General features: G+C 69.3%; 23 protein-coding genes and 2 tRNA genes. 7 read left to right on the top strand and 18 right to left on the bottom strand.

Features of this window, described 5'->3' with window-relative positions; all coding sequences use genetic code 11:
* Positions 1–60: 60 nt before the first annotated feature.
* The 4 genes from glgB to Q5H91_RS13885 form a co-directional block, all read right to left on the bottom strand.
* Positions 61–2,226, bottom strand: a complete 2,166-nt coding sequence (gene glgB, locus Q5H91_RS13900) for a 1,4-alpha-glucan branching protein GlgB (RefSeq protein ID WP_305174030.1) — start codon at positions 2,224–2,226, stop codon at positions 61–63.
* On the bottom strand, positions 2,223–4,649 hold the full coding sequence (locus Q5H91_RS13895; RefSeq protein ID WP_305174029.1) for a glycogen/starch/alpha-glucan phosphorylase: 2,427 nt from the start codon (positions 4,647–4,649) through the stop codon (positions 2,223–2,225). Before Q5H91_RS13895 ends, glgB begins: the two co-directional genes overlap by 4 nt.
* A gap of 81 nt (positions 4,650–4,730) precedes the next feature.
* Complete coding sequence (locus Q5H91_RS13890; RefSeq protein WP_305174028.1) at positions 4,731–6,026, bottom strand: Nramp family divalent metal transporter; 1,296 nt, start codon at positions 6,024–6,026, stop codon at positions 4,731–4,733.
* Between the two features lie 81 nt (positions 6,027–6,107).
* Positions 6,108–6,893: a hypothetical protein gene (locus Q5H91_RS13885; protein WP_305174027.1), complete on the bottom strand. Its 786-nt coding sequence runs from the start codon at positions 6,891–6,893 to the stop codon at positions 6,108–6,110.
* A 243-nt stretch (positions 6,894–7,136) separates the two neighbouring features.
* On the opposite strand from Q5H91_RS13885, the gene Q5H91_RS13880 reads away from it, so the two are divergent.
* Positions 7,137–7,355 carry a hypothetical protein gene (locus Q5H91_RS13880; RefSeq protein ID WP_305174026.1) on the top strand — a complete coding sequence of 73 codons (219 nt, stop codon included), beginning with the start codon at positions 7,137–7,139 and terminating at the stop codon, positions 7,353–7,355.
* Positions 7,356–7,394: 39 nt separating this feature from the next.
* Here the strand turns inward: Q5H91_RS13880 and Q5H91_RS13875 are convergent, their stop codons facing one another.
* Positions 7,395–8,024, bottom strand: coding sequence for a DNA-3-methyladenine glycosylase family protein (locus Q5H91_RS13875; RefSeq protein WP_305174024.1), 630 nt, complete (start codon positions 8,022–8,024; stop codon positions 7,395–7,397).
* 60 nt (positions 8,025–8,084) lie between these two features.
* Here Q5H91_RS13875 and Q5H91_RS13870 point away from each other — a divergent pair, with 60 nt between their 5' ends.
* Positions 8,085–8,402 carry a 2Fe-2S iron-sulfur cluster-binding protein gene (locus Q5H91_RS13870; RefSeq protein WP_305174023.1) on the top strand — a complete coding sequence of 106 codons (318 nt, stop codon included), beginning with the start codon at positions 8,085–8,087 and terminating at the stop codon, positions 8,400–8,402.
* Positions 8,403–8,651: 249 nt separating this feature from the next.
* Here the strand turns inward: Q5H91_RS13870 and rlmB are convergent, their stop codons facing one another.
* Positions 8,652–9,398: a 23S rRNA (guanosine(2251)-2'-O)-methyltransferase RlmB gene (rlmB, locus tag Q5H91_RS13865; protein WP_305174022.1), complete on the bottom strand. Its 747-nt coding sequence runs from the start codon at positions 9,396–9,398 to the stop codon at positions 8,652–8,654.
* Positions 9,399–9,550: 152 nt separating this feature from the next.
* Between rlmB and Q5H91_RS13860 the strand changes: the two genes are divergently transcribed.
* Positions 9,551–9,636 (top strand) — tRNA-Tyr (locus Q5H91_RS13860).
* Positions 9,637–9,767: 131 nt separating this feature from the next.
* A complete protein-coding gene (locus Q5H91_RS13855; RefSeq protein ID WP_305174021.1) occupies positions 9,768–10,409 on the top strand; it encodes a PEPxxWA-CTERM sorting domain-containing protein in 642 nt (213 codons plus the stop codon).
* 40 nt (positions 10,410–10,449) lie between these two features.
* On the opposite strand, the gene Q5H91_RS13850 is transcribed toward Q5H91_RS13855, so the two are convergent.
* From Q5H91_RS13850 to Q5H91_RS13815, 8 genes are all read right to left on the bottom strand, one after another.
* A complete protein-coding gene (locus tag Q5H91_RS13850) occupies positions 10,450–11,301 on the bottom strand; it encodes a DUF4394 domain-containing protein (protein WP_305174020.1) in 852 nt (283 codons plus the stop codon).
* Positions 11,302–11,432: 131 nt separating this feature from the next.
* Positions 11,433–11,506, bottom strand: a tRNA-Gly gene (locus Q5H91_RS13845).
* A gap of 65 nt (positions 11,507–11,571) precedes the next feature.
* A complete protein-coding gene (locus tag Q5H91_RS13840) occupies positions 11,572–12,516 on the bottom strand; it encodes a PEPxxWA-CTERM sorting domain-containing protein (protein ID WP_305174019.1) in 945 nt (314 codons plus the stop codon).
* Positions 12,517–12,640: 124 nt separating this feature from the next.
* Positions 12,641–14,014, bottom strand: coding sequence for a glutamate--cysteine ligase (locus tag Q5H91_RS13835; protein ID WP_305174018.1), 1,374 nt, complete (start codon positions 14,012–14,014; stop codon positions 12,641–12,643).
* A 67-nt stretch (positions 14,015–14,081) separates the two neighbouring features.
* Positions 14,082–14,822, bottom strand: coding sequence for a 16S rRNA (uracil(1498)-N(3))-methyltransferase (locus Q5H91_RS13830; RefSeq protein ID WP_305174017.1), 741 nt, complete (start codon positions 14,820–14,822; stop codon positions 14,082–14,084).
* A complete protein-coding gene (locus tag Q5H91_RS13825) occupies positions 14,819–14,983 on the bottom strand; it encodes a hypothetical protein (RefSeq protein ID WP_305174016.1) in 165 nt (54 codons plus the stop codon). The genes Q5H91_RS13830 and Q5H91_RS13825 overlap by 4 nt, the downstream gene beginning before the upstream one ends.
* A 52-nt stretch (positions 14,984–15,035) precedes the next feature.
* Positions 15,036–15,488: a DUF983 domain-containing protein gene (locus tag Q5H91_RS13820; RefSeq protein ID WP_305174015.1), complete on the bottom strand. Its 453-nt coding sequence runs from the start codon at positions 15,486–15,488 to the stop codon at positions 15,036–15,038.
* Positions 15,489–15,547: 59 nt separating this feature from the next.
* Positions 15,548–17,512, bottom strand: coding sequence for an OPT family oligopeptide transporter (locus tag Q5H91_RS13815; RefSeq protein ID WP_305174014.1), 1,965 nt, complete (start codon positions 17,510–17,512; stop codon positions 15,548–15,550).
* Between the two features lie 170 nt (positions 17,513–17,682).
* Here Q5H91_RS13815 and Q5H91_RS13810 point away from each other — a divergent pair, with 170 nt between their 5' ends.
* Positions 17,683–18,972 (top strand): homoserine dehydrogenase, encoded by a 1,290-nt coding sequence (locus Q5H91_RS13810; RefSeq protein WP_305174013.1) that lies wholly within the window; start codon positions 17,683–17,685, stop codon positions 18,970–18,972.
* Here the strand turns inward: Q5H91_RS13810 and Q5H91_RS13805 are convergent.
* The 4 genes from Q5H91_RS13805 to Q5H91_RS13790 are packed head-to-tail and all read right to left on the bottom strand — an operon-like array spanning position 18,964 to position 21,282.
* On the bottom strand, positions 18,964–19,455 hold the full coding sequence (locus Q5H91_RS13805; RefSeq protein ID WP_305174012.1) for a hypothetical protein: 492 nt from the start codon (positions 19,453–19,455) through the stop codon (positions 18,964–18,966). The genes Q5H91_RS13810 and Q5H91_RS13805 overlap by 9 nt on opposite strands.
* Positions 19,452–19,796, bottom strand: coding sequence for a hypothetical protein (locus Q5H91_RS13800; RefSeq protein WP_305174011.1), 345 nt, complete (start codon positions 19,794–19,796; stop codon positions 19,452–19,454). Before Q5H91_RS13800 ends, Q5H91_RS13805 begins: the two co-directional genes overlap by 4 nt.
* 60 nt (positions 19,797–19,856) lie before the next feature.
* The gene (locus Q5H91_RS13795) at positions 19,857–20,288 is read right to left on the bottom strand and encodes a CoA-binding protein (protein ID WP_305174010.1); all 432 of its coding nucleotides are present in this window, start codon (positions 20,286–20,288) and stop codon (positions 19,857–19,859) included.
* A 58-nt stretch (positions 20,289–20,346) separates the two neighbouring features.
* Positions 20,347–21,282, bottom strand: a complete 936-nt coding sequence (locus Q5H91_RS13790) for an Mrp/NBP35 family ATP-binding protein (RefSeq protein WP_305174009.1) — start codon at positions 21,280–21,282, stop codon at positions 20,347–20,349.
* A gap of 71 nt (positions 21,283–21,353) precedes the next feature.
* Between Q5H91_RS13790 and hflK the strand changes: the two genes are divergently transcribed.
* Together hflK and hflC are read left to right on the top strand one after the other, a co-directional pair.
* The gene (gene hflK, locus Q5H91_RS13785; protein ID WP_305174008.1) at positions 21,354–22,484 is read left to right on the top strand and encodes a protease modulator HflK; all 1,131 of its coding nucleotides are present in this window, start codon (positions 21,354–21,356) and stop codon (positions 22,482–22,484) included.
* On the top strand, positions 22,481–23,347 hold the full coding sequence (gene hflC, locus Q5H91_RS13780; protein WP_305174007.1) for a protease modulator HflC: 867 nt from the start codon (positions 22,481–22,483) through the stop codon (positions 23,345–23,347). The genes hflK and hflC overlap by 4 nt, the downstream gene beginning before the upstream one ends.
* Positions 23,348–23,402 lie beyond the last annotated feature (55 nt).

Raw genomic sequence — 23,402 nt, 5'->3', positions numbered from 1 at the left:
TCGAGTGTGGGCCAGCACGAAAACGGGGGCAAGTGCGTGCACGCACCGCCGCGCATTAAATCAGCCCTCATATTCCAGCATGATGGTGGCCAGCGGCGGCAGGGTGACCCAGGCCGCGCCGTCCTTTGCCTCGACCCCGCCGAGATTGCCCAGGCCCGAGCCCCAGTAATCCTGCGCGTCCGAATTCACGATCTCGCGCCAGCGGCCGTCGTGCGGCAGCGGGACGCGGTACGGTGCGCGGGCGATCGGCGTCATGTTGACGATCACCGCCACCGGCTTCTCGCCCGGCGCCTTGCGCAGCCAGGCGAAGACCGAGTTGTGCGCGTCGTCGCCGATCAGCCACTCGAACCCCTCGGGCTCGCAGTCGCGGGCGTGGAGGGCAGGCGTGTCGCGATAGACGCGGTTCAGGTCGCGGACGAGGTTGCGCACGCCCTCATGCGCGTGACTGCACCGCAGGCCCCAGTCGAGCGCGCGTTCCTCGGACCATTCGGCACGCTGTCCGAATTCCTGGCCCATGAACAGCAGCTTCTTGCCCGGATAGCCCCACATGAACGCGTAGTAGAGCCGCAGATTGGCGAATTTCTGCCAGTCGTCGCCGGGCATCTTTTCGAGCAGCGACCCCTTGCCGTGGACCACCTCGTCATGGCTGAGCGGCAGCACGAAATTCTCGGAATAGGCATAGACGAGGCCGAAGGTGATCTCGCCATGATGGTGCTGCCGGTGGATCGGCTCGCGCGCCATGTACTGGAGCGTGTCGTGCATCCAGCCCATGTTCCACTTGAAGCCGAAGCCGAGCCCTCCGTTGCGCTCGCCGGGGGGCGGGGCGGGGTGGCTGACGCCCGGCCAGCTGGTCGACTCCTCGGCGACGGTGAAGACGCCGGGGTTCTCGCGATAGACCGCGCGGTTGGTGGCGCGCAGGAACTCCACCGCCTCCCAATTCTCGCGCCCGCCATCCTCGTTGGGGATCCACTCGCCGGCGTTGCGGCTATAGTCGCGGTAGAGCATCGAGGCGACCGCATCGACGCGCAGCCCGTCGACATGATAGCGCTCGGCCCAGAACAGCGCGTTGTTGACGAGATAGCTCGACACCTCGCGCCGCCCGAAATTGTAGATCGCGGTGTTCCAGTCGGGGTGATAGCCGAGCCGCGGATCCTCATGCTCGTAGAGCGCGGTGCCGTCGAACCGGACGAGGCCGTGCTTGTCCATCGGGAAATGCGCGGGCACCCAGTCGAGCAGGACGCCGATCCCGGCCTGGTGCGCGCCGTCGACGAAACGGGCGAACCCCTCGTGATCGCCGAAACGCGACGAGGGGGCGTAGAGCCCGGTCGTCTGATAGCCCCATGACGGATCATAGGGATGCTCGGTGATCGGCATGAACTCGATATGGGTGAATCCCATCTCGACGACATAGGGGATCAGCCGGTCGGCGAGCTGGTCCCAGCTGAGGAACCAGCCATTGTCGTCACGGTCCCACGATCCGGCATGAACCTCGTAGATCGACATCGGCACGCGGCGCGGATCGACCGATGCCCAATGCTCCCGGTGGCCGTCGTCCTGCCACTGGTGGCGGAACGGGCCGGTAGTCAGCGAGGCGGTGCGCGGGCGCAACTCGGCCGCGAAGGCGAAGGGGTCTGCTTTCTGCGGCTGAAGGTTGCCGTCATGGCCGAGCAGCTCGAACTTGTACGCCTCTCCGGCGGGCAGGTCGGGCAGGAAGATCTCCCACACGCCGACGTCGTTGCGGCGGCGCATGACGTGGCGGCGCCCGTCCCAGCCGTTGAAATTGCCGACCACCGAGACGCGCCGGGCATTGGGCGCCCACACCGCGAAGTGGATGCCGGATACGCCCTGATGCTCGATCAGGTGTGCACCCATCTTGTCCCACAGGCGCAGGTGCGTGCCTTCGCCCATCAGATAATCGTCGATCGACCCCAGCACGGGTCCGAAGCTGTAGGGATCGACCACCGTCCAGCTGCTGTCACCCGCCTTTGCGCGGTAGCGCACCGGCTGGGGATCGCCCGACACCGCCCCCTCGAACACGCCGTCGCGGTCGTGGGTCAGCGTGCCGAGCGGCGTGCCCGTCAGGCTCTCCGCCTCGACGGTGTCGGCGCCCGGTATCCAGGTGCGTGCAAAGCTGCCCCCCGGTCCCGGAAAGATGCCGAGGAGCGAGAAGGGATCGTCGTGACGCCCTTCCAGCAGGGCGGAGATGGCGTCACTTGGTGGCTTCACAGGACTCCCCAGATGTCCTTTGCGTATTCGCGGATGGTGCGATCAGAGGAGAACCAACCGACACGCGCGACGTTCCGGATCGTCGCCGCATTCCAGCGGGTTCGATCTTCCCACCACCGATCGACCCGGCGCTGCGCGGCGGCGTAGCTGTCGAAATCGGCGGCGAGCATGAACCAGTCGCCGTCGTATAGGCCGCCGACCAGACCCTTGTACCGGTCGGGATCGTCCGGCGAGAAGACGCCGGACGCGATTGCCGACAGCGCCTGCGCCAGTTCCGGCGAGCCCTCGATAATGGCGCGCGGGTTGTAGCCGTCGGCGCGGCGGGCCGCGACCTCGTCGGCGGTCAGGCCGAAGATCACGATATTGTCCTCACCGACATGGTCGCGGATCTCGACATTCGCGCCGTCGAGCGTGCCGATGGTCAGCGCGCCGTTCAGCGCGAACTTCATGTTGCCGGTGCCCGACGCCTCCATGCCGGCGGTACTGATCTGCTCGGACAGGTCGGCGGCGGGGATGATCTTCTCGGCGAGCGAGACATTGTAGTTGGGGACGAACGCGACCTTCAGCAGCCCGCCGATCGCCGGGTCGGCATTGACCCGGCGCGCGACGTCGCCCGCCAGTTTGATGATGAGCTTGGCATTGTGATAGCTCGACGCCGCCTTGCCCGCGAACAGCTTGACCCGCGGCACCCAGTCGCGCTCCGGATGGCTGCGGATCTGGTCGTAGAGTGCCACCGTCTCGACGATGTTGAGCAGCTGGCGCTTATATTCGTGGATGCGCTTGATCTGCACGTCGAACAGCGCGTCGGGGTCGACCCGCAGGCCCATCAGCTCCTTCAGGTGCTGGGACAGGGCGACCTTGTTGTCGCGCTTCACCGCGGCGAAGCGGGCCTGGAACGCCGCGTCGTCGGCATGGGCGGCCAGCGCGTCCAGCTTCTGCGTGTCGTCGAGGAACGCGTCGCCGATTGCCTCGCGGATCAGGTCGGTCAGCGCCGGGTTGCACTGCTGCAGCCAGCGGCGGGGGGTAATGCCATTGGTCTTGTTGTTGATCCGGTCCGGGTAGAGGCGGTGGAGGTCGGCGAACACCGTCTGCTTCATCAGATCGGTGTGGAGCGCCGCGACGCCGTTGATGCTGTGCGAGCCCGCGAACGCCAGGTTGGCCATGCGAACGCGGCGCGATCCGCCCTCGTCGATCAGGCTGATCGCCTTGATCGCGTCGTCGCCAGACCCCGCCGCCCGCGCCTCGCGCAGCAGCCGGGCGTTGATCGCGTAGACCAGCTGCATGTGGCGCGGCAGCAGCCGCTCGAACAGCGGCAGCGGCCAGCTTTCGAGCGCTTCGGGCAGCAGCGTGTGGTTGGTGTAGCCGAAGGTGCGCTTGGTGATCTCCCACGCCTCGTCGAAGCCGAGGTCGTGGAAGTCGACCAGCAGCCGCATCAGCTCCGCGACCGAGACCGCGGGGTGGGTGTCGTTCAGCTGGATCGCCGCCTTGTCGGGCAGGGTGCGGATGTCGCCGAAATACTGGATGTGGCGGCGGACGATGTCCTGGATCGAGGCGGACGAGAAGAAATATTCCTGCCGCAGCCGCAGCTCCTGCCCCGCCGCAGTGGAATCATTGGGATAGAGGACGCGGGTCAGCGTCTCGGCGCGCAGCTGGCCGGCGAGCGCGCCGGTGAAGTCGCCCTCGTTGAACCGGTCGAGCCGGAGCGGATCGATCGCGCGCGCGGTCCAGAGGCGCAGCGTGTTGACCCGCTTGCCGCGCCAGCCGACCATCGGCGTGTCGACCGCCATCGCCTCGACCGCCTCGCCGACCTTCCAGTGGACCTGGCCGGTCTCGGTCCCGATCACCTCGCCGCCGAAGCCGACGAAATAGGCGCTCTCGCGTCGCTCGAACTCCCAGGGGTTGCCGTATTGCAGCCAGTTCTCGGGCAGCTCGACCTGGAAGCCGTCGTCGATCCGCTGGCGGAACATGCCGTTCACATAACGGATGCCATAGCCATAGGCGGGCAGGTCGAGGCTGGCCATGCTCTCCATGAAGCAGGCCGCCAGCCGCCCGAGGCCGCCATTGCCGAGCGCGGCGTCGGGCTCGATCTCCTCGATCGTCGCCAGGTCGACGCCCAGCGACGACAGGGCACCGGCGATGTCGTGGGTCATCGACAGGTTCGACAGCGCGTCGCGCAGCAGCCGGCCGATCAGGAATTCCAGGCTGAGATAATAGACCCGCTTGGCGCCCTTGGCATGGGCGTCGCGGGTCGATTCCATCCAGCGTTCGATGATGTGGTTGCGGACGGTCAGGATGGTCGCGGCAAGCCAGTCGTGCGGGCGCGCGGCCTTCTGATCCTTGCCGATGCGGTGGACCAGCGTATCGAGGATGGCTTCGGCGAGCGGGTTCGCGGGCGCGGTCTGCGCCGGAAGGGAAGTGGCCAAGGAACGCCCCGAAAAAATTGATCCAAGTGTAGGTGTAACCGCGGCGATGCCGATGTCACGCGCCATACGTATTCGGGGGCGTCACAACATTCCGTAAAGCAGCGTGGCGTTCAGCGCGATGATGACGCCGGTGACGATCCACGCCAGCGCGCGCAGCCAGACGGGGCTGGCGAAATCGCCCATGATCCTGCGCGATCCGGTGAACATCACCAGCGGCACCACCGCGAAGGGCAGCTGCAGGCTGAGGATCACCTGGCTGAGCACCAGCAGCTGGGTGGCGCCGGCATCGCCGCTCGCCCCCACCACCAGCACCGCCGGAATGATGGCGAGGCCGCGGGTGATGACGCGCCGCGCCCACACCGGCAGGCGCAGGTTCAGGAACCCCTCCATCACGATCTGTCCGGCGAGCGTGCCGGTGACCGTCGAGTTCTGCCCCGATGCGAGCAGCGCGACCGCGAAGACCACGCTCGCCGCGCCCATGCCGAGCGAGGGGGCGAGCAGCCGGTACGCCTCGTCGATCTCGGCCACGTCGGTGCGGCCGGCGGTGTGGAAGGTCGAAGCCGCCAGGATCAGGATCGCGGCGTTGATGAAGAAGGCCAGGCCGAGCGCGACGGTGCCGTCGATCGTCGCCAGCTTCGCCGCCTCGCGCCGGCCGACGCCGTCCTGCGCGAAGGCGCGGGTCTGGACGATCGAGGAATGGAGGTACAGGTTATGCGGCATCACCGTCGCGCCGAGGATGCCGATCGCCAGATAGAGCATGGTCGGGTCAGTCAGGATGCGCGTCGTCGGCACCAGCCCGCGCGCGACCGCGCCCGGATCGGGCCGGGCGAGCATCAGCTCGAACGCGAAGCAGCCGGCGATCACCAGCAGGAGCGCGATGATGAACGCCTCCAGCCGGCGAAAGCCATAGCGTTGCAGGGCCAGGATCAGGAACACGTCGACCGCGGTGACGACCACGCCCCAGGTCAGCGGAATGCCGAACAGCAGCTTCAGCGCGATGGCGGTGCCCAGCACCTCTGCCAGGTCGCAGGCGACGATCGCGATCTCGCACAGCACCCACAGGGCAAGAGTGACGGGGCGCGAGTAATGCGCGCGGCACGCCTGCGCCAGGTCGAGCCCAGACGCGACGCCCAGCCGCACCGCCAGCGCCTGAAGCACGATCGCCATCAGGTTGGACAGCAGGATGACCGAGAGGAGCGCATAGCCGAACGCCGAGCCACCGGCGATGTCGGTCGCCCAATTGCCCGGATCCATATAGCCGACCGCGACCAGATAGCCCGGCCCCGCGAACGCCATGAACCGCCGCCAGCGGCTGCCCCCGACCGGCAACGTCACGCTGCGATGGCTGTCGGCGAGCGAGCGTGAAGTATCGGTCATCGCGCTCGGTCCTGCCGGATGGCGGGCGCGGGGGCAAGCGGGGTCGACGCCGCTAAATGCGAACCGCCAAAGGAAAACCGGTCAGTCCGCGCCCGTGTCGGCGAGCGTCGTTGCCGCGGATCGTCCGGCGTTCGCCGGTTTGCCGTCATCGGGCGCGAGGCCGATCAGCTTCAGCCGGCGCGCGACCTCTTCGCCGATCTTCTTCTCGGCGACCTCTCGCTCGGCCTCGGGCATCGCCTTCAGATCGTCCTCGGTCAGCTTCATGTCCTTCAGCACGTCGCGGCGGATGCGCTGCGCCGGGGTGAGGGCGGCTTCCTTCCTGAACGCGGTGATGGCGGCCTTCAGCTTGGTGTTCGCCTCTTCCGCGGTCATGGCGCGCGGGGCGGTGGGGTAATTGTCGTCATAGGCAATCGGCACGCCGCTGCCCGATTGCACCCGTGTCAGCACCGCGAGCGAGGCGCGCTGGCCGAACGCGGTGCTCATGCCGCCGGGGGCCTTCTCGTTGGCGCCGGCCTGCTGGTTCAGATAGGCGAAGAAGTTGACCGGCGTGTCCGCCGCCTGGGTCTGCTCGGCGAGGGTCATCGCCCCGGCGATCCCGGGCGCGGACACCGCGTCGCCCGACACCAGCGCCCGCCCGACGACCAGCATCTGCCGCGGCGAGATGCGGGTGAAGTCGTAGCTGCCGTTCGGCAGACCCTGCGCCGCGCTGACCAGCCCGGCGGCGGCGACATCCTCGGCGCGCGGGTCGGTGTCGGTCGCGGTCGCGGCGTCCATCGTATCGGCGAAGTCGGTGGAGGTGGCGTCAGTCTTTTTCGCCGCCGTGTTCGGCCATGTGCCGCCGATGCTGCCGATTGCCCCGATGGTCACGCGTGTTCCTCTCTGAAGGATGCGAGCGGGTTAGAATCATATGGTTAACAATTACTTGTTTCGATGCGAAGCCTGCATGTCCGCAAGTCTGCCGGAAAACGGATATCGAACATGACGACAGTGAAATAGAGTAGCTGATGGAAAGGTCGGGACTCGCCAATGCCATACTATGTGCTGATACCTTTCGCAGTCTTTTTCATATGTTGCCTGTCTCAGTTTTGGTTCATCGGAAAAGTGCGGAACGTGCTGATCGAACGGCATCCTGAAACGTACTTGAACATAGAGAAATTGTGCATATTCCCCCAGCAAAGTCTGTGGCGGTTCACCCGTGGCGGCAGGTATAAGGCGTTGCAGGACAATGAGTTGAACCGGCACGTCCGGAACCTCAAGCGACTGAACGCCGTCGCCATCGTTGCTTGGCTGGTTTTCGGCATCGGCGTCTTCACCGCGCCAATGAGCTGATATTCTGCCTGCCGTCCGGTGAATAGCCAAGGGCCTGCTTCAAACCGGCGCGGCATCCGGCCCGGCACCGTAATGATGCCATGTGAAGATCGCCGCCGCGCCGCGATGCGGGCGCCATGCCTCCGCCAGCTGCCGCGTCAGCTTTTCCGACGGTCGCGCGTCGTGGCCGAGGATGCGGCCGACCTCGATCTGCACGGCCAGGTCGCCGGCCGGCCAGATATCGGGGCGGCCCTCGGCGAAGAGCAGGTAGACCTCTGCCGACCAGCGGCCGATCCCCTTGACGCGGACGAGCTGGGCGATCGCCTCCTCGTCGTCTTCGGCGAGAGCGTCGAGGGGGAGGCGGCCGGTGGTCACCTCCTCGGCCAGGCTGCGGGCATAGCCGGTCTTCTGGCGCGAGAAGCCGGCGGCGCGCAGCGTCTCGTCGCTGGCGGCGGCGATGACGTGCGGGTCGCTGGGGTCGCCGACCATCGCCTCCAGCTTGCGCCACACGGCGTTGGCGGCGTGGACGCTGACCTGCTGGCCGACGATCGTGCGCAGCAGCGTGGCATAGCCCCGCTCGCGGATGCGTGGCTCGGGATAGCCGACGCGGGCGATGGCGGCGGCGAAGGCAGGCTCGATCCCGCCCAGCGCGTCGAGCCCGGCACGCAGGTGTTCGGCGTTCAGCCCCATGGCGCTTGATCCGGGCGGCGGTGCCCGCCATGGCGCGGGGCAAAGAGCGGAGATTGCATTGTGCCCAAGCTTATCGTCATGACGCGCGAAGGGGAAGAACGCACGCTGGAGGGGGAAACCGGCCTGTCGGTGATGGAGGTGATCCGCGACGGCGGCATCGACGAGCTGCTGGCGCTGTGCGGCGGCTGCTGCAGCTGCGCGACCTGCCACGTCCATGTCGACCCCGATTTCGCCGACCGCCTGCCGCCGATGGGCCCGGACGAGGACGACCTGCTCGATTCGACCAGCGACCGCGACGCGACCAGCCGCCTGTCGTGCCAGATCGCATTCGGGCCGGCGCTGGACGGGATGCGGGTCAGGATCGCGGCGGAGGACTGACGGGCGAAGGCGCGGGTAACGCGCCCGTGCCGCGCGGCGGCATCGCCCGGCACGGCCGGCGGGTCGTCCCAGGCCGAACCCGTCCGACGCGGGCTATGCCCGCGGCCCTCCTAAAACCCTCTCTTTGCAGGGGAGGTGGCATGGCGTAGCCATGACGAAGAGGTGTCGCCGTCGATGATGGTCGGACCGATCGCCAGCGGGGACACCCCTCCACCATCCTGCGGATGCTCCTTGCAAGGGCGGATCGGGTTACCCCCGCGCCGCTGCCGCGTAGAGCGCGATGGCGGCGGCGTTGGAGACGTTCAGGCTTTCCACCTTGCCGCTGATCGGCAGGCGGGCCAGCTCGTCGCAATGGACCTCGGTGTTCTGGCGCATGCCTTCGCCCTCGGCGCCCAGCACGATGGCGACGCGTTGCGCGCCCATCGTCTCGGCCAGGGTACGTGGTGCATGGCCGGTCAGGCCGATCCGCCAGAAGCCCGCCTCCGCGATCTCGTCGAGCGCGCGGGCGAGGTTGACGACACGCACCCACGGCACCGTCTCCAGCGCGCCCGAGGCGGCGCGGGCGATCGTGCCCGATTCGGGCGGCGAGTGCCGATCCTGCGTGACGATGCCGAGCGCGTCGAACGCGGCGGCCGAGCGCAGGATCGCACCGACATTGTGCGGGTCCGTGACCTGGTCGAGCACCACCAGCGGCCGGCGATCGTCGCGGCCCAGCTCCAGCAGGTCGGCCAGCCACATGTCCTCGAGCGGATCGACCTCCGCCACCACGCCCTGATGCGGCGCGTCGGCGGGGACGAGGCGGCCGAGATCGGCGACATCGGCATAGGTCACCGGGATCACCGGCGGTACGGCGAGCGCGGCGGCGGCCTCTCGCGTCATCCACAGCTTGCGGACGGTGCGATCGGGATTGGCGAGCGCCGCGGTCACCGCGTGGCGGCCCCAGAGCCGCGGCCGGTTGCCGGTGCCCGTCGACGGACGATGTCCGCGCCGGGCCATCAGCGCACGCTCCGGCAGGGCAGGGTGGTGAGGAAGTTCGTCATGCCCGGCGGGCTATGCGCGCGAAAGGATCGGCGCAAGCATTGATCGGCAGGCGTTGACAGGCCGTCCCCGCTTCGCCATTGAGCCGCCTCGCCGTTGGCGGCCCATCTGGACAGGTGGCCGAGTGGTTAAAGGCAGCAGACTGTAAATCTGCCCGTGCAAGCGTACGCTGGTTCGAATCCAGCCCTGTCCACCACCCCCTCATCTCCGTTCACCTCGACGGGCTTTCGGCTTGACTCTCCGTCGCCGCCGCGTCGTTGACTTTGTCCCGTTGCTGGACAGGATCTGGTGGGCATGGCTCATCGGGTCGCCAAAAGGGAGATTGGCATGGCTTTCGGTTTCAGGCGGGCGCTCTGCGCCGCAGCGCTCGCGTGCGGCGGACTTGCCGGTCCCGCGCAGGCGGCGCGCGTGCTGATCGTGAACATGGAGGCGGTCGGCACCGGATCGGGTGTGGACGGCAGCCGGACGAGCAGCACGATACGATATTACAACTTCACCAACCTGTACCTGACCGCCATCTTCCCGCTGGAGGGCATTTTCGCGCCCACGCCGAACGGCAGCGGCTACAACATCGGCGGGGTCGACGGCCCACTGGCCCTGAGCGGGAAGATCGGGTCGGGGTTCGACTTCGCCGCCCGCTATCCGCTCCAGACCTTCGTCACCTATGCCGCGAGCGGCAGTGCCTGCTTCAGCAGCGCCGATCCGTCGGTCATTCCGAGCGGCGGCGACCAGCCGGTCGATCCGAACTGCGGCAGCCTGCATGCGGAATTCAGCGATGGGTTCGCGGTGCGCGGCTATACCTTCGACGGTGCGATCACCTCGCTCCAGTTCTTCGTGGGCGAGGGCGGCAACACGCCGTCGATCGTTTTCGCGATCCCGGAGCCGTCAACCTGGGCGCTGATGCTCGCCGGGTTCGGCCTTGTCGGCTACGCGCTGCGTCGTCGCCGGATGGACGTCGCCGTCGCCTGACACGAGAGGCCGCCGGCCGGACGCCGGCGGCCTCCGATGGTCAGGCGATCGCGGCGGTCACGCGGCGGCTGCGATAGCGGGCGGCGCCGGCAACCATGCCGAAGCCGACCAGCATCATCGCCCAGGTCGATGCCTCCGGCACCGGGCTGATCGCGATGCCGAACAAGGCCCGCCCGGTCGTGCCGACCTGCGAGAAGGCGCCGCTGTTCAGGTCGACCCGGTAGAGCGTCGACCCGTTGAACGCGAACGCGTCCGACCCTGCGATGTCGAAGCTGGTGCGCGAGCCGAGATCGACGCCGGTGGCGCCCACCGTCGTCAGCGTGCCGGCGCTGTTCGCCTGCCGCACCAGCACGTCGAGCGCGGTGTCGATGCCGTAGAGTTGGGTCGTGCCGGCCGCCGCCCCGAGGGTGGAACTGGTATAGGCGCCGCCGGTCACGTCGGCGTCTCGGCCAGCATTGACGTCCCCCTCGGCATAGAAGACCGAAGTGGCCGTGGTCAGCCCGCCCGTGTTGGGGTCGAAGACGTAGTTCTGGTTGGTATTGCTGACGATGCGCAGCCGGTCGATCGTGGGGTTGAAGTCGAACGCGAACTCCGTGCCGGTGATCGCCAGCGCGCCGCCGACGGCGGTCGCGGCACCCGTGCCCGTGTCGATCATGTAAACGGTCTTATCCGACCCCAGTCCGTACAGTGCGCCGTTCACCGGGCGAAAGTCGAGCGCCTGGATGCTGTTGGTCAGGCCGGTGATCTTGACGCTGGACGAGAAGGTCGACGGGTTCGCCGAATCGAAACTCACCAGATTGTTGGTTTCGTCGACCCCGTAGATCGTCGCGGCCTGTGCTCCGCTTGCGCTCAGTGCGACGCCGATGGCGAGCGCCCATAATGCCGGCTTCATCCCATTTCTCCCTGTCATGTTGGTTAACCAACATGACAGAAACGTCAGAAAAGCCGGAGCGGACGCGCAATGGTTAAAAAAATGTTAATATGCGCGGCTAGGCCGCGCACGGGAGCGTCGATGGCAGGGGATGGAGCGGGTAACGGGAATCGAACCCGTGTATTCAGCTTGGAAGGCTGCTGCACTACCATTGTGCTATACCCGCCCGCTCGACATTGCCGGTAACCGCCCGCGACGCGACGCGCAAGCGTCGGCGCGTATTCGGGGCCGTCAGACGAGGGCGGCAGCGCCGATCCGTCGGCGCGCGCGCGCGACGAAGCCGATCGTGCCAAAGCCCAGCACCATCATCATCCAGCTCGCCGGTTCCGGCACGGCTGCCAGCACTGCGCCGCGATCGGTCGCCGACTCCAGGTTTCGCGTCAGGTCGGCGCGCGTTTCTGCCGACAGGTCGTCGCCCAGCCGGGTGGTGAACGTCCCGCTGCTGTCCGCGAAACCCCCGCGATTGACCGGCAGCTGGAGTCCGGCGACGACCAGTACCTCCTGCCCGGGTTGCAGGAACAGCGATCCGGAGGGCGAGCATCCGGTGGTCGTGGTGGTCGCCGCGATGCCGTTCCCGCCGGTCAGGGTGCCGCCCGAGAAGCCGCTCGCCAGCACACCCTCCGTACCGCAGTCGGCGTAGAACAGGTTGGCGTTAAGCTCCTGCGCCGTGGTGAGGCCGTTCAGGATCGAGGGATCCCAGATGCCGACATATTGCGAGAAGATCGCCCCGTCCGGCAGCGCCCCGCCCAGCGCGCTCGCCGAGGAGCCGACCATGTGCAGTGCGCCGGTGATCGAGAATTCGATCGGCGCGGTGCCGTTGTAGACGAAGGACTGGAAGGCGAAGGTGTTGATGTTGACGCGCGACTGGTCGTTTGCACGGGTATAGGCGCGGATCGTCGGCAGGTCGCTGCCCGGATCGAAGGAGACGGTCGACCAGGACTGGTTGCCGTTGCCGGGATCATAGGAGTTGGTGCCGGCGACCCCGACGCCGCCGCCATATTGGCGGAAGGTGATGCCCTGCCGAGGCCCCAGTCCGTCGCACGCGGCATCGGTCGCCGTCGCCCCGCAGCCGCGCACCGTCACCAGCGACGCCGAGCCGACCGTCTGTGCAGCCGCCGGTACGGCCACGCCGCACGCCACCGCCGCGATCACGCCGAGCAGAACTGCATTCTTCATCGCCAATCTCCCCACCGGTCGGCAGCGGCCAGGAATGGACGCTTTCGACTTCACGATCGTCGCGGGGGTAGGGTCATCCGATCGGTGGCACATACTGCGTTTGGGGGAGAATCCCGATCCGGGATCAGAAACTCTCCTCGGCATAGACTTGGGTGATGTCGCCACCCCATGCGCCGTCATAGCGGTCGAGCAGCTGTTGCGCGGGGACCTTGCCGGTCCGTACGATCTCGCGCAGCGGATCGAGGAAACCCGTCTCGTCGTCGCCGGCGCCGTTGTGGCGCGCGCGTGCGGCGAGGCCGGCATGGGCGATGTCGAGCACCTGGCCGGCGATGTCGGCCAGAGTGCCGCCGCCGGGCAGCGGCGCCCCGAGCGCCAGCCGCGGTACCGCGTCGCGCAGCGCCTGCCGCTCGTCGAGCGTCCAGCCCTTCACCAGATCCCAGGCCGCATCAAGTGCGCCCTGGTCGTAGAGCAGGCCGACCCACAGCGCCGGCAGCGCGCAGATGCGGTTCCACGGCCCGCCATCGGCACCGCGCATTTCGAGGAAGGTCTTCAGCCGCACCTCTGGGAAGGCGGTCGACAGATGGTCGTTCCAGTCGTCGAGCGTCGGCTTCTCGCCCGGCAGCACCGACAGCTCGCCGCGCAGGAAGTCGCGGAAGCTGAGGCCGGCGGCGTCGATGTAGCGGCCGTCGCGATAGACGAAGTACATCGGCACATCGAGCATATAGTCGGCGTAGCGCTCGTAGCCGAAGCCGTCCTCGAAGACGAAGGGCAGCATGCCGGTGCGCGCGGGATCGGTGTCGGACCAGATATGGCTGCGGTACGACAACATGCCGTTGGGCTTGCCCTCCGTGAAGGGCGAGTTGGCGAACAGCGCGGTGGCGAGCGGTTGCAGCGCCAGGCCGACGCGGAACTTCTGCACCATGTCCGCCTCGCTGGCATAGTCCAGGTTCACCTGGATCGTGCAGGTGCGCAGCATCATGTCGAGGCCGAGACTGCCGACGCGCGGCATGTGGCGGCGCATGATGTCGTAGCGGCCCTTGGGCATCACCGACAGCTGGTCGCGGCGCTTGTCCGGCCACATGCCGAGGCCGAGGAAACCGAGGCCAAGCCGCTCGCCCGCCTCCTTCACCTGGGCCAGGTGGCGGCCGGTTTCGGCGCAGGTCTGGTGGAGGTTTTCCAGCGGCGCGCCCGACAGCTCGAACTGGCCGGCGGGCTCCAGGCTGACGCTGCCGTCGGCGCCGGTCAGCGCGATGACGTTGCCGCCCTCCTCGACCGGGCGCCAGCCATGGCGGGTCAGGTCGGCGAGCAGGTCGCGGATGCCGCCCGGCTCGTCATAGGAAGGGGCGCCATGGTCGGTCAGGCGATAGACGAACTTCTCGTGCTCGGTACCGATCCGCCACCGCTCCGCCGGCTTCTCGCCGCGCGCGAAGCTGGCGATCAGCTGATCGCGCGACTCGATGGGAGCGGAGGCGGCCGGGGCGGCGGTCTTGGTGGTCATCGCGGCCCCTTACGCGGGCGTGAACGGGCGCGCCAGCATAGCATGGCTAACCCGTGCTAAAGCGGGATCACCAGTCCCCGGCCGCCGCCATCCACAGGGTGACCGCTGCCGCCGCCGCCGTTTCGGCACGCAGGATGCGCGGCCCCAGTCCGATCGCCACGGCTTGGGCGTGGGCGCGGACAGCCGCGCGCTCCTCGTCGTCGAAGCCGCCCTCGGGGCCGATCAGGATCGCCGCCGGCCCCCGGTGATCGCGCATCGCCGCCAGGGCGGCCGTGCCGCCCGTCTCGTCGGCGAAGAACAGCGCGCGGTCGGCCGGCCAGTCGCGCAGCAGCGCGGGGAGCTTCACCGGGTCGGCGAGTTCGGGCAGGGCGGTGCGGTCGCACTGCTCGGCCGCCTCGATCAGGTGGGCGCGCAGCCGCTCGGGATTGGGCTTGTCGACGATGGTGCGGCGGGTGACGACCGGCACCAGCCGCGCGACGCCCAGCTCGCACGCCTTTTCCGCCAGCCAGTCGACCCGGCCCTTCTTCAGGGGCGCGGCGCAGAGCCACAGGTCGGGCGCCGGCTCGCGCGGGCGGAGCAGTTCGGCGACGTCCAGGATCAGGTCGCGCTTGCCGGCGGCGGAGACGGTCGCCAGCCACTCGCCGGTGCGGTCGTCGAACAGCTTGACCGGATCGCCCGGCTTGGCGCGCATGACCGTCGCCAGGTAATGGGCGGGCGGGCCGTCCAGCCGCAGCGGGCCGGGCGCGAGCGGCTGGTCGACGAACAGGCGCGGGGTGGAGCGGGGCGGCCAGGCGGGGGTGGCGATCATCGCCGCCGCCTGTGCCTGACCCAGCGGCGCGCGAAAACCCCCACCAGCGCCAGCACCGCCAAGCCCAGCACGACCGCCATCGCCACCGTCCCGGCAACGCGGAAGATCGCCCAGAACAGCGCCTCGACGAACCGCGCGACGGCGACGGACAGGCCGATCATCGCTGAAGCTCCGGCAGCATCGTCCGGCGATAGCCGCCGGAAGGGCCGGGGTCTATTGATCGAAGTCGTTGACGTCCTTGCCGGTGCCGTGGAGCTGCGACCAGAGCGCGCGCGTGCCCGCCTCCTGCGCGCGGTTCACATATTGCGACGCGACCAGCCAGCCCTTGATTGGCCGCAGCGGCAGCAGCGTGCCCGCCGCCATCACCGGCAGCGAGGTGACGAGATGGACCCAGGCGGGCGGGTCGAACGCGACCTGCAGCCACACCACGAACGCGGTCAGCGGCAGCGCGATGATGCACAGCGAGAAGAAGGCCGGGCCGTCGTCGGGCGCGGCGAAGCGGTAGTCGAGCCCGCACGCCTCGCACCGGTCGACGATCTTGAGGGCGGAGCGGAACATCCGCCCCTCGCCGCAGCGCGGGCAGCGCCCCTTCCACCCGCAACGCAGGATCCAGCGCAGCTTCTCGCCGTCGGGCGCATCGGGGGCGGGCGTGCGATCGGTGACCATGATCCGCCATGTGGGACGCCGGGTCAGGCGGCGCGATTGGACAGATTGTCCAAGCGTCGTCAGGCCGCGACCTGCCGCCGCGCATAGCGATAGAGGAGCGCCACAAGCACCAGGAACAGCAGCGTGCCGCCGATCAGCGCCGCCGTCTCGAATTCCGGCCCGACGATCGCCAGCGGCGCGTCGGAACCGGTGGCGTAGACGATGCCGGCGAAGCCGACGCCCCACAGGCTCTCGCCGACGATCATGCCGGTCGCCGCGAGCACGCCCATCCGCTCCGCCGCCTCTGGATCGGACTGGCGGCGCGCCCAGCGGTCGTAGAAGGCGCCGATCACCGCGCCGAGCACCACCGGCAGCGTCACCGCCATCGGTAGATACACGCCCAAGCCCACGCCGAGCGGCGGCAGGCGCAGCTTGCCGGCCCGGCCGAGCAGTTCGTCGACCAGGATGATCGCTGCGCCGGCCAGCGCGCCATAGCCGATCATCGCCCAGTTCAGGTCGCCGCCCAGCACGCCCTTGGCCAGGGCCGAGATCAGCGCCGCCTGCGGCGCGGCCAGCGCGTTGGGGCCGGCGCCCGGCATGCCGACGAAGCCCAGCGTCGAGCCGAGCAGGTTCAGCACCGGCGGCACCACGATCGACCCGAAGATGACGCCGAACACCAGCGCCACCTGCTGCTTCCACGGCGTCGCACCGACCAGCTGGCCGGTCTTCAGGTCCTGGAGATTGTCGTTGGAGATGGTGGCGACGCCGAACACGATGCCGGTGACGATCAGCGCATAGGCGACCAGCGCCTGCGTCGTTTCCGGCGGGGTGCCGCGCCCGAACAGGCCGACGAGCATCAGGCTGGCGGCGAGCACCGACAGGATGCCGATGCCCGATACGGGCGAGTTGGACGCGCCGATCAGCCCGGCCATGTAGCCGCACACCGCCGCGATCACGAGGCCGATGACGAGGATGAAGGCGAGCGCCCCGCCGATCAGCGCGACCTCCGACCCGGCCAGCGGCCCGCCGCGGATCACCGTCCAGAGGAGGATGCCGATCGGCAGCAGCATGCCGACCGCCACCAGCCCGACCAGACCGATCGGCAGGTCGCGCTCGCCGACCGCGATCGCGGCGCCGCCACGCTTGGCGGCAGACGCGTCGATGGCGGAACGGATACCGCGCACCACGGGGCCGATGATGCGGAACAGCGTCCAGATCGCCGCCACGCCGATCACGCCCGCGCCGAAGAAGCGCACGTCGCTGCGAAATACGGTGCCGGCCCAGGTGGCGACGTCGGCCCCCGCCATGGGTGCGGCGGCGGTCAGGATCGGCAGCAGGATCCACCAGCCGATCACGATGCCCGCCAGCATCGCCATGCCGACCGACAGGCCGACCAGATGCCCCGCGCCGATCAGTGCGAACGACAGGCCGCCGGCGATGCCGGTCGCGCCGCCACCGGCGCGGAACCACAGCGCCGCCTCTGCGGTGGCGAGCCGGGTCTGGGTCAGGATGGCGAAGGCGGCGGAGGTCACTGCGCTCCACACGATCATCCACAGTCCGCGTGCGCTCTCCGCCGCGCCCTCGCGACTGCCGGCGCCGATCTTCAGCACCTCGGCGGCGGCGCGCCCCTCGGGATAGGGCAGGGGGGTGTCGACGACCAGCGCGCGGCGCAGCGGCACCGAGAACATCACCCCCAATATGCCGCCGAACGCGGTGATCGCCGCGGTCGTCAGATAGGGAAAGCCCTGCCACCAGCCGATCATGACCAGCCCGGGCAGGACGAAGATGATCGCCGCCAGCGTCCCCGCCGCCGAGGCGACGGTCTGGACGATGTTGTTTTCCAGGATCGTCGCGCCGGGCAGATAGCGCAGGATCGCCATCGAGATCACCGCCGCGGGGATCGAGGTGGCAAAGGTCAGCCCGACCTTCAGTCCCAGATAGACGTTGGCGGCGGTGAACAGCAGCGTGATGAGCCCGCCGAGCAGCACGCCGCGGACGGTGAGTTCGGCGATGGGGCGGTCGGACGGAAGCGGGGATGTGGCCATGCGGGGGAGCATGGCGGATAGGGATCGCTTTGCAAAGCGGCAGCCGATCGTCACCCCGGACTTGTTCCGGGGTCCACTGTTCCGCATACGCACCTGCGACCGTTTGTGCGGCACGGGGATGCCGGGACGAGCCCGGCATGGCGGTCGAGACGGGGCGAAGGAACGACACGATGGCGGACGCATTGCGGGTGGCACTGGCGGGTCTGGGTACGGTCGGCGGCGGCGTCGTCCGGCTGCTCGATGCGAACCGCGAGCTGATCGCCCGTCGCGCCGGCCGGCCGATCGAAGTGGTCGCCGTCTCTGCCCGCGACCGCACGCGCGACCGGGGCATCGACCTGGGTCGGTTCGACTGGGTTGACGATACCTCCGCGCTCGCCACGCATGAGCGCGTCGACGTGGTCGCCGAGGTCATCGGCGGCTCCGACGGGCCGGCGCTGACGCTGGCGCGCTCGACGCTGGGCGGCGGGCGCGGCTTCGTCACCGCGAACAAGGCGATGCTGGCCCATCATGGCCAGGAGCTGGCCGAGCTGGCCGAGGCGAATGGCGCCGCGCTGAAGTTCGAGGCGGCGGTCGCGGGCGGCATCCCGGTCATCAAGGGCCTGCGCGAGGGGACGGCGGCGAACGCGATCGCGCGCGTCTATGGCATCCTGAACGGCACCTGCAATTTCATCCTGTCGAAGATGGAGGCGGAAGGCCGCGACTTCGCCGAGGTGCTCGCCGAGGCGCAGGCGCTGGGCTACGCGGAGGCAGACCCGACCTTCGACATCGACGGCATCGACGCCGCGCACAAGCTGGCGATCCTGGCCACTATCGCCTTCGGCACGCGGCCCGCGTTCGGCGAGGTCGCGGTGCAGGGCATCCGCCATGTGCTGGGCGCCGACATCGCCGAGGCGGCGGCACTGGGCCACCGCGTCCGGCTGGTCGGGCTGGCCGAGGCGGGTGCGAACGGACTGTTCCAGCGCGTCCACCCGCATCTGGTGCCGTTCGATCATCCGCTGGCGCACGTCACCGGATCGACCAACGCGGTGGTGGCGGAGGGCGACCATGTCGGCCGGCTGCTGTTCCAGGGGCCAGGGGCGGGCGAGGGGCCGACCGCAAGCGCCGTCGTCGCCGACCTGATCGACATCGCGCGCGGCGTCGCCGGACCACCGTTCGCCATGCCCGCCGCGCTGCTGGCGACGCCGACCGCGGCGGACAGCGGTGAGCGGCGCGGCCGTGCCTATGTCCGCTTCATGGTCGAGGACCGGGTCGGCGTACTGGCCGAGATCGCCGCGGCGATGCGCGACGCGGGCGTGTCGATCGAGAGCCTGATCCAGCGCGGCGTGTCGGCCGATGGCCACGCGCTGGTCGCGATCGTGACCCATGAGGGGCCGGAGCGGTGCGTCGCGCAGGCGCTGGAGCGGCTGCGCGGCTCGCAGAGCCTCGCCGGCCAGCCGCTATGGATGCCGATCCTAGGGTGACAGCCGCCCGGCGGTAGAGGGCGGCGGCGCGTCGAGCGCGATGGCGATGCGGCCGGTCTTGTCCGGCTTCTTGCGAAAGGCCTTTGCCACGTCGCCGATCAGCGCGCCGACATTGGTCGCCTCACCCGGCGTGTCGCAGCAGCTGTCCGGATCGATCAGCTTGCCGACCAGCCGGACTGCGGCGGTGCCCATGCCGAACAGGTCGACGCCGACCTGACATCCGCCCTGGCGTGCGGCGCAGACCGGATCGGCGGCGGCCAGCGCGCCGATGCCGGTCACCTCCGGGTTGGACGGCATCGGCCGGTCGGGCGGGCCGCTATCGTCGGGTAGCGGCAGGCGCTGCGTCTCCGGCGCGCCGCAGACGACGATCTCGTCGCCGACCGGTTGCGGGCAGTTGGTCAGATAGATGCGCTGCGGCGGCTGTCCGGCGCTCGGCAGCGGCGTGGCCGCCGCCTGTACGGCGAGGAGCAGGGCGGCGATCATGGCGCCAGCTTCCGGTTGCCCATCACATTGGTGCCGCTGCCGTTGGTGGTCATGTGGAGCCCGAACGATCCGCAGCCGACCATGATCGCCCGCTTCTCCTGACACGCGTCGGTGCGGCCGAGCAGCCGCAGCCGTTCCGCCGCCACGCCTTCGCCACGGGGATCACCGGGCTCGTAACCGACGAAAGGGACGCGGAAGCGGTCGGCGTTGCGCAGCCCGCAGACAGTGATGTCGGTCGCATCGGCATCATAGACGCAGGCGCGCTCCGCCGCGGTCTTCTCGCGCGCCGTCGCAAGCAGCGCGGCCGGATCGACGGCCGTCAGGATCAGCAACGCCAGCATCCACCGTCTCCCGAAACCGCACCGAGACTGGCAGATCGCCGACCCGCCGTAAACTCGGGATCACTGCGTAATCGGCGCGACGCCCAGCCGGGGAATGTCGATCGCGGGACAGCGGTCCATCACCACCTGCAAGCCCGCCGCCTCGGCGCGCGCGGCGGCCTCGTGGTTCACCACGCCCAGCTGCATCCACACCGCCTTCGCACCGACCGCGATCGCCTGGTCCACCGCCTCGCCGGCGGCGGCGGGCTGGCGGAAGATGTCGACGATGTCGATCGGGTCGCCCAGCTGCGCCAGCTCGCGGAAGACGAACTCGCCATGGACATGCTCGCCGGTGATCTGCGGATTGACCGGGATCACGCGGTAGCCGTGGCGCTGGAGCATCGCCATCACCCCGTAGGAGGGGCGGTTCGGTCGGTCGGACGCGCCGACCATGGCGATGGTCCGCGCCGATTCGAGCAGCGCCTTGATCTCGGCATCGGACGTCAGCGGCATGAGGTGTCTCCTTCTGACGTGCCGAACGCGCCGCCCCGAGCGGCGGTTTCCCGGAACCCTAGCGCGTCTCCAGCCAGTCCGCGACCTTCGCTGCCAGCGGCGCGAATACCGTGTCGTCCGGCGATGCGGCAGGCGGGTCGCCCGCATCCGACGCGGTGCGGATCGCCAGGGTCAGCGGCACGCGGCCGAGGAAGGGGATGTCGAGCTTCGCCGCCGCCGCCTCCGCGCCGCCATGGCCGAACGGGTCGGATGCCTGGCCGCAATGGGGGCAGACATAGCCGGCCATGTTCTCGACCAGCCCGATGATCGGCACGCCCGCCTTCTGGAACAGGTCGATCGCGCGGGTCGCGTCGATCAGGGCGAGATCCTGCGGCGTCGAGACGATCACCGCGCCCGCCGGCCGGTATTTCTGCACCATCGTCAGCTGCACGTCGCCGGTGCCGGGCGGCAGGTCGAGCACCAGCGTGTCGGCGGCGCCCCATGCCCCCTCGACCAGCTGGCCCAGCGCCCCCGCCGTCATGGGGCCGCGCCAGGCGATGGCGCGGCCGGGCTCGACCAGCTGGCCCATCGACAGGAGCGGCACGCCCCAGGGGGTGGCGACCGGGATCAGCTGCTTCTCCAGCGCCTCGGGCCGGGTGCCCTCGACGCCGAGCAGGCGCGGCTGCGAGGGGCCATAGATGTCGGCGTCGACCAGCCCGACGCGCCGGCCAGCGCGGGCGAGGGCGATCGCCAGGTTGGCGGCGAGCGTCGACTTGCCGACCCCGCCCTTGCCGCTGGCGACCGCGATCAGCGCGCGGGCCTGACGCTCGGCCGTGACGATGACGCGGGCGCCCGGCGCGGCGGCGCGGACCGCCTGTTCCATCGCGTCGCGCGCGCCGGGGGCCAGCCCGGTCGCGTCGAGCACGATGCCGACCCGCTCGCCATCGGCACGCACGGTCGCGCGGTCGCCCGCGATGGCGGCGACGGCCGCGGCAAGTGTTCCATTCAAGGCCATGCCGGCGCAGATAGGGCCGCGGTCGGTGCTTGCCACTGTTTTTCGTCGGCGCGCCTTCCTATAGAGGGGGCATGACCATCCTGCCGCGCTGGGGGAAGCGCCCGATTATCCTCGCCGCCGACAATTCCGACGGAGCCGGGCCGAAGGGCCCATGGGGCGGCGGAGGGAGCGGCGACGGCGAAGGCCCACGCAACCCCTGGTCGCTGCCGCCCGCCGGCCGGCGCGGCGCGAGCAAGCCCACCGCACTCGACGAGTTCCTGAAGAAGGCGCGCGGCAGCGGTGGCGGCAATGGCGGGGGCGGCGGCTTTCCGGGCCTGCCCACGGGCGCCAATCCGCGGGTGCTGTGGGCGATCGGCACGGCGCTGCTGGTCGGCGCGTGGCTGGTCCTGACCTCGTTCCATCAGATCGGGCCGCAGCAGCGCGGCATCGTCACCTATTTCGGGCGCTATGCGGGCACGCTGCTGCCCGGCATCCAGCTGACCCCGCCGGCACCGATCGCGCGCGTCCAGACGGTCGACGTGCAGCGGTTCCGGACCGAGAATTTCCCCCGCGGCGAGGGCGTCAACCTGACGCTGACCGGCGACCAGAACATCGTCGACCTGACCTATTCGGTGCGCTGGAACATCCAGAACCCGCGCGACTATGTCTTCCAGCTCGCCCAGCCCGAGGAGACGGTGCGTGCCGCCGCCGAGAGCGCGATGCGTGCGGTGATCGCGACCACCACGCTCGACCAGGCGCTGGGCGCCGGCCGCACCACGATCGAGCAGCGGGTGGCGGAAACGACGCAGAACATCCTGAACAGCTATCGCTCGGGCGTCCGCATCCAGGGCGTATCGATCAACCGCGCCGCCGCGCCGCAGCAGATCGTCGACGATTTCAACAAGGTGACCGCGGCGCAGCAGGAGGCGGTCGGCGCCGTGAACAAGGCACGATCCTACGCGCAGCAGGTCGTTGCCGGCGCGCAGGGCGAGGCGGCGGCGTTCGACCGCGTGTACGAGCAGTACCGCCTGGCGCCCGAAGTGACGCGTCGCCGCATGTATTACGAGACCATGGAGGCCGTGCTGGCCAAGTCCGACAAGACCATCGTCGAGCCGCAGAACGTGGTGCCCTATCTCCCGCTGCCGACCGCGAAGCGGGCGCCGGACCCAGAGGTGAACGCGGCCGCGGCCCAGCCCGCGCAGCAGGCGGGAGGCGGCCAGTGAACCCCGCGCTGCTCCGCAACCCGGTGGCGCTCGGCATCGCCGCGCTGCTGCTCGTGATCCTCGCCGCCGCGACCTTCGCGATCGTGCCCGAGACGCAGCAGGCGGTGGTCTATCGCCTTGCCCAGCCGATCCGCGTCGTGAACCAGTACCAGCCGGACCAGCAACAGGGGCAGAGCGGCGCCGGGCTCATCATGCGGGTGCCGTTCCTCGACCGCATCACCTGGGTCGACAAGCGCGTTCTCGACCTGGACCTGGAGAATACGCAGGTCCTGTCGACCGATCAGCTGCGACTGAACGTCGACGCCTTCGCGCGCTTCCGGGTCATCAACCCGCGGCTGATGCTGGCGACGGCGGGCAGCGAGGAGGGCGTCGCCAACCAGCTGCGCCCGCTGTTCGGGTCGACGCTGCGCAACGAGCTGGGCAAGGTGCCCTTCACCGCGCTGCTCAGTCCGGAGCGGACGCAGGTGATGGACGCGATCCAGACCGGTCTCGACGCGCGCGCGCGCCAGTACGGCGTCGAGATCGTCGACGTCCGCATCAAGGAGGCCGAGCTGCCCGAGGGTACGCCGCTCGACAGCGCTTTGCGCCGGATGCAGACCGCGCGCCAGCAGGAGGCGATCACCATCACCGCCGAGGGCCAGCGCCAGGCGCGGATCGTCCAGGCCGATGCCGATGCCGCGGCCTCGCGCATCTATGCGCAGAGTTTCGGCAAGGACGCCGAGTTCTACGACTTCTACCGCGCGATGCAGTCGTATCGGCGGACGTTCGGCGCGGACGGCAGCGGCGAGGGGCGCGGTGCGACGTCTATCATCTTGTCGCCGAACAATTCGTATCTACGTGAGTTCGAGGGGCGGGCACGCTGAAACTCGGTGTTGCCCGCCGTTCATATTCAACCATCGTTCAGCCGATTTCGGCGAT

It is taken from the genome of Sphingomonas aurea (genome assembly GCF_030678875.1).
GTDB lineage: Bacteria > Pseudomonadota > Alphaproteobacteria > Sphingomonadales > Sphingomonadaceae > Sphingomonas > Sphingomonas aurea.
The sequence above is the reverse complement of the archived record's forward strand: the minus strand, read 5'-3'. Positions and strand labels throughout refer to the sequence as shown.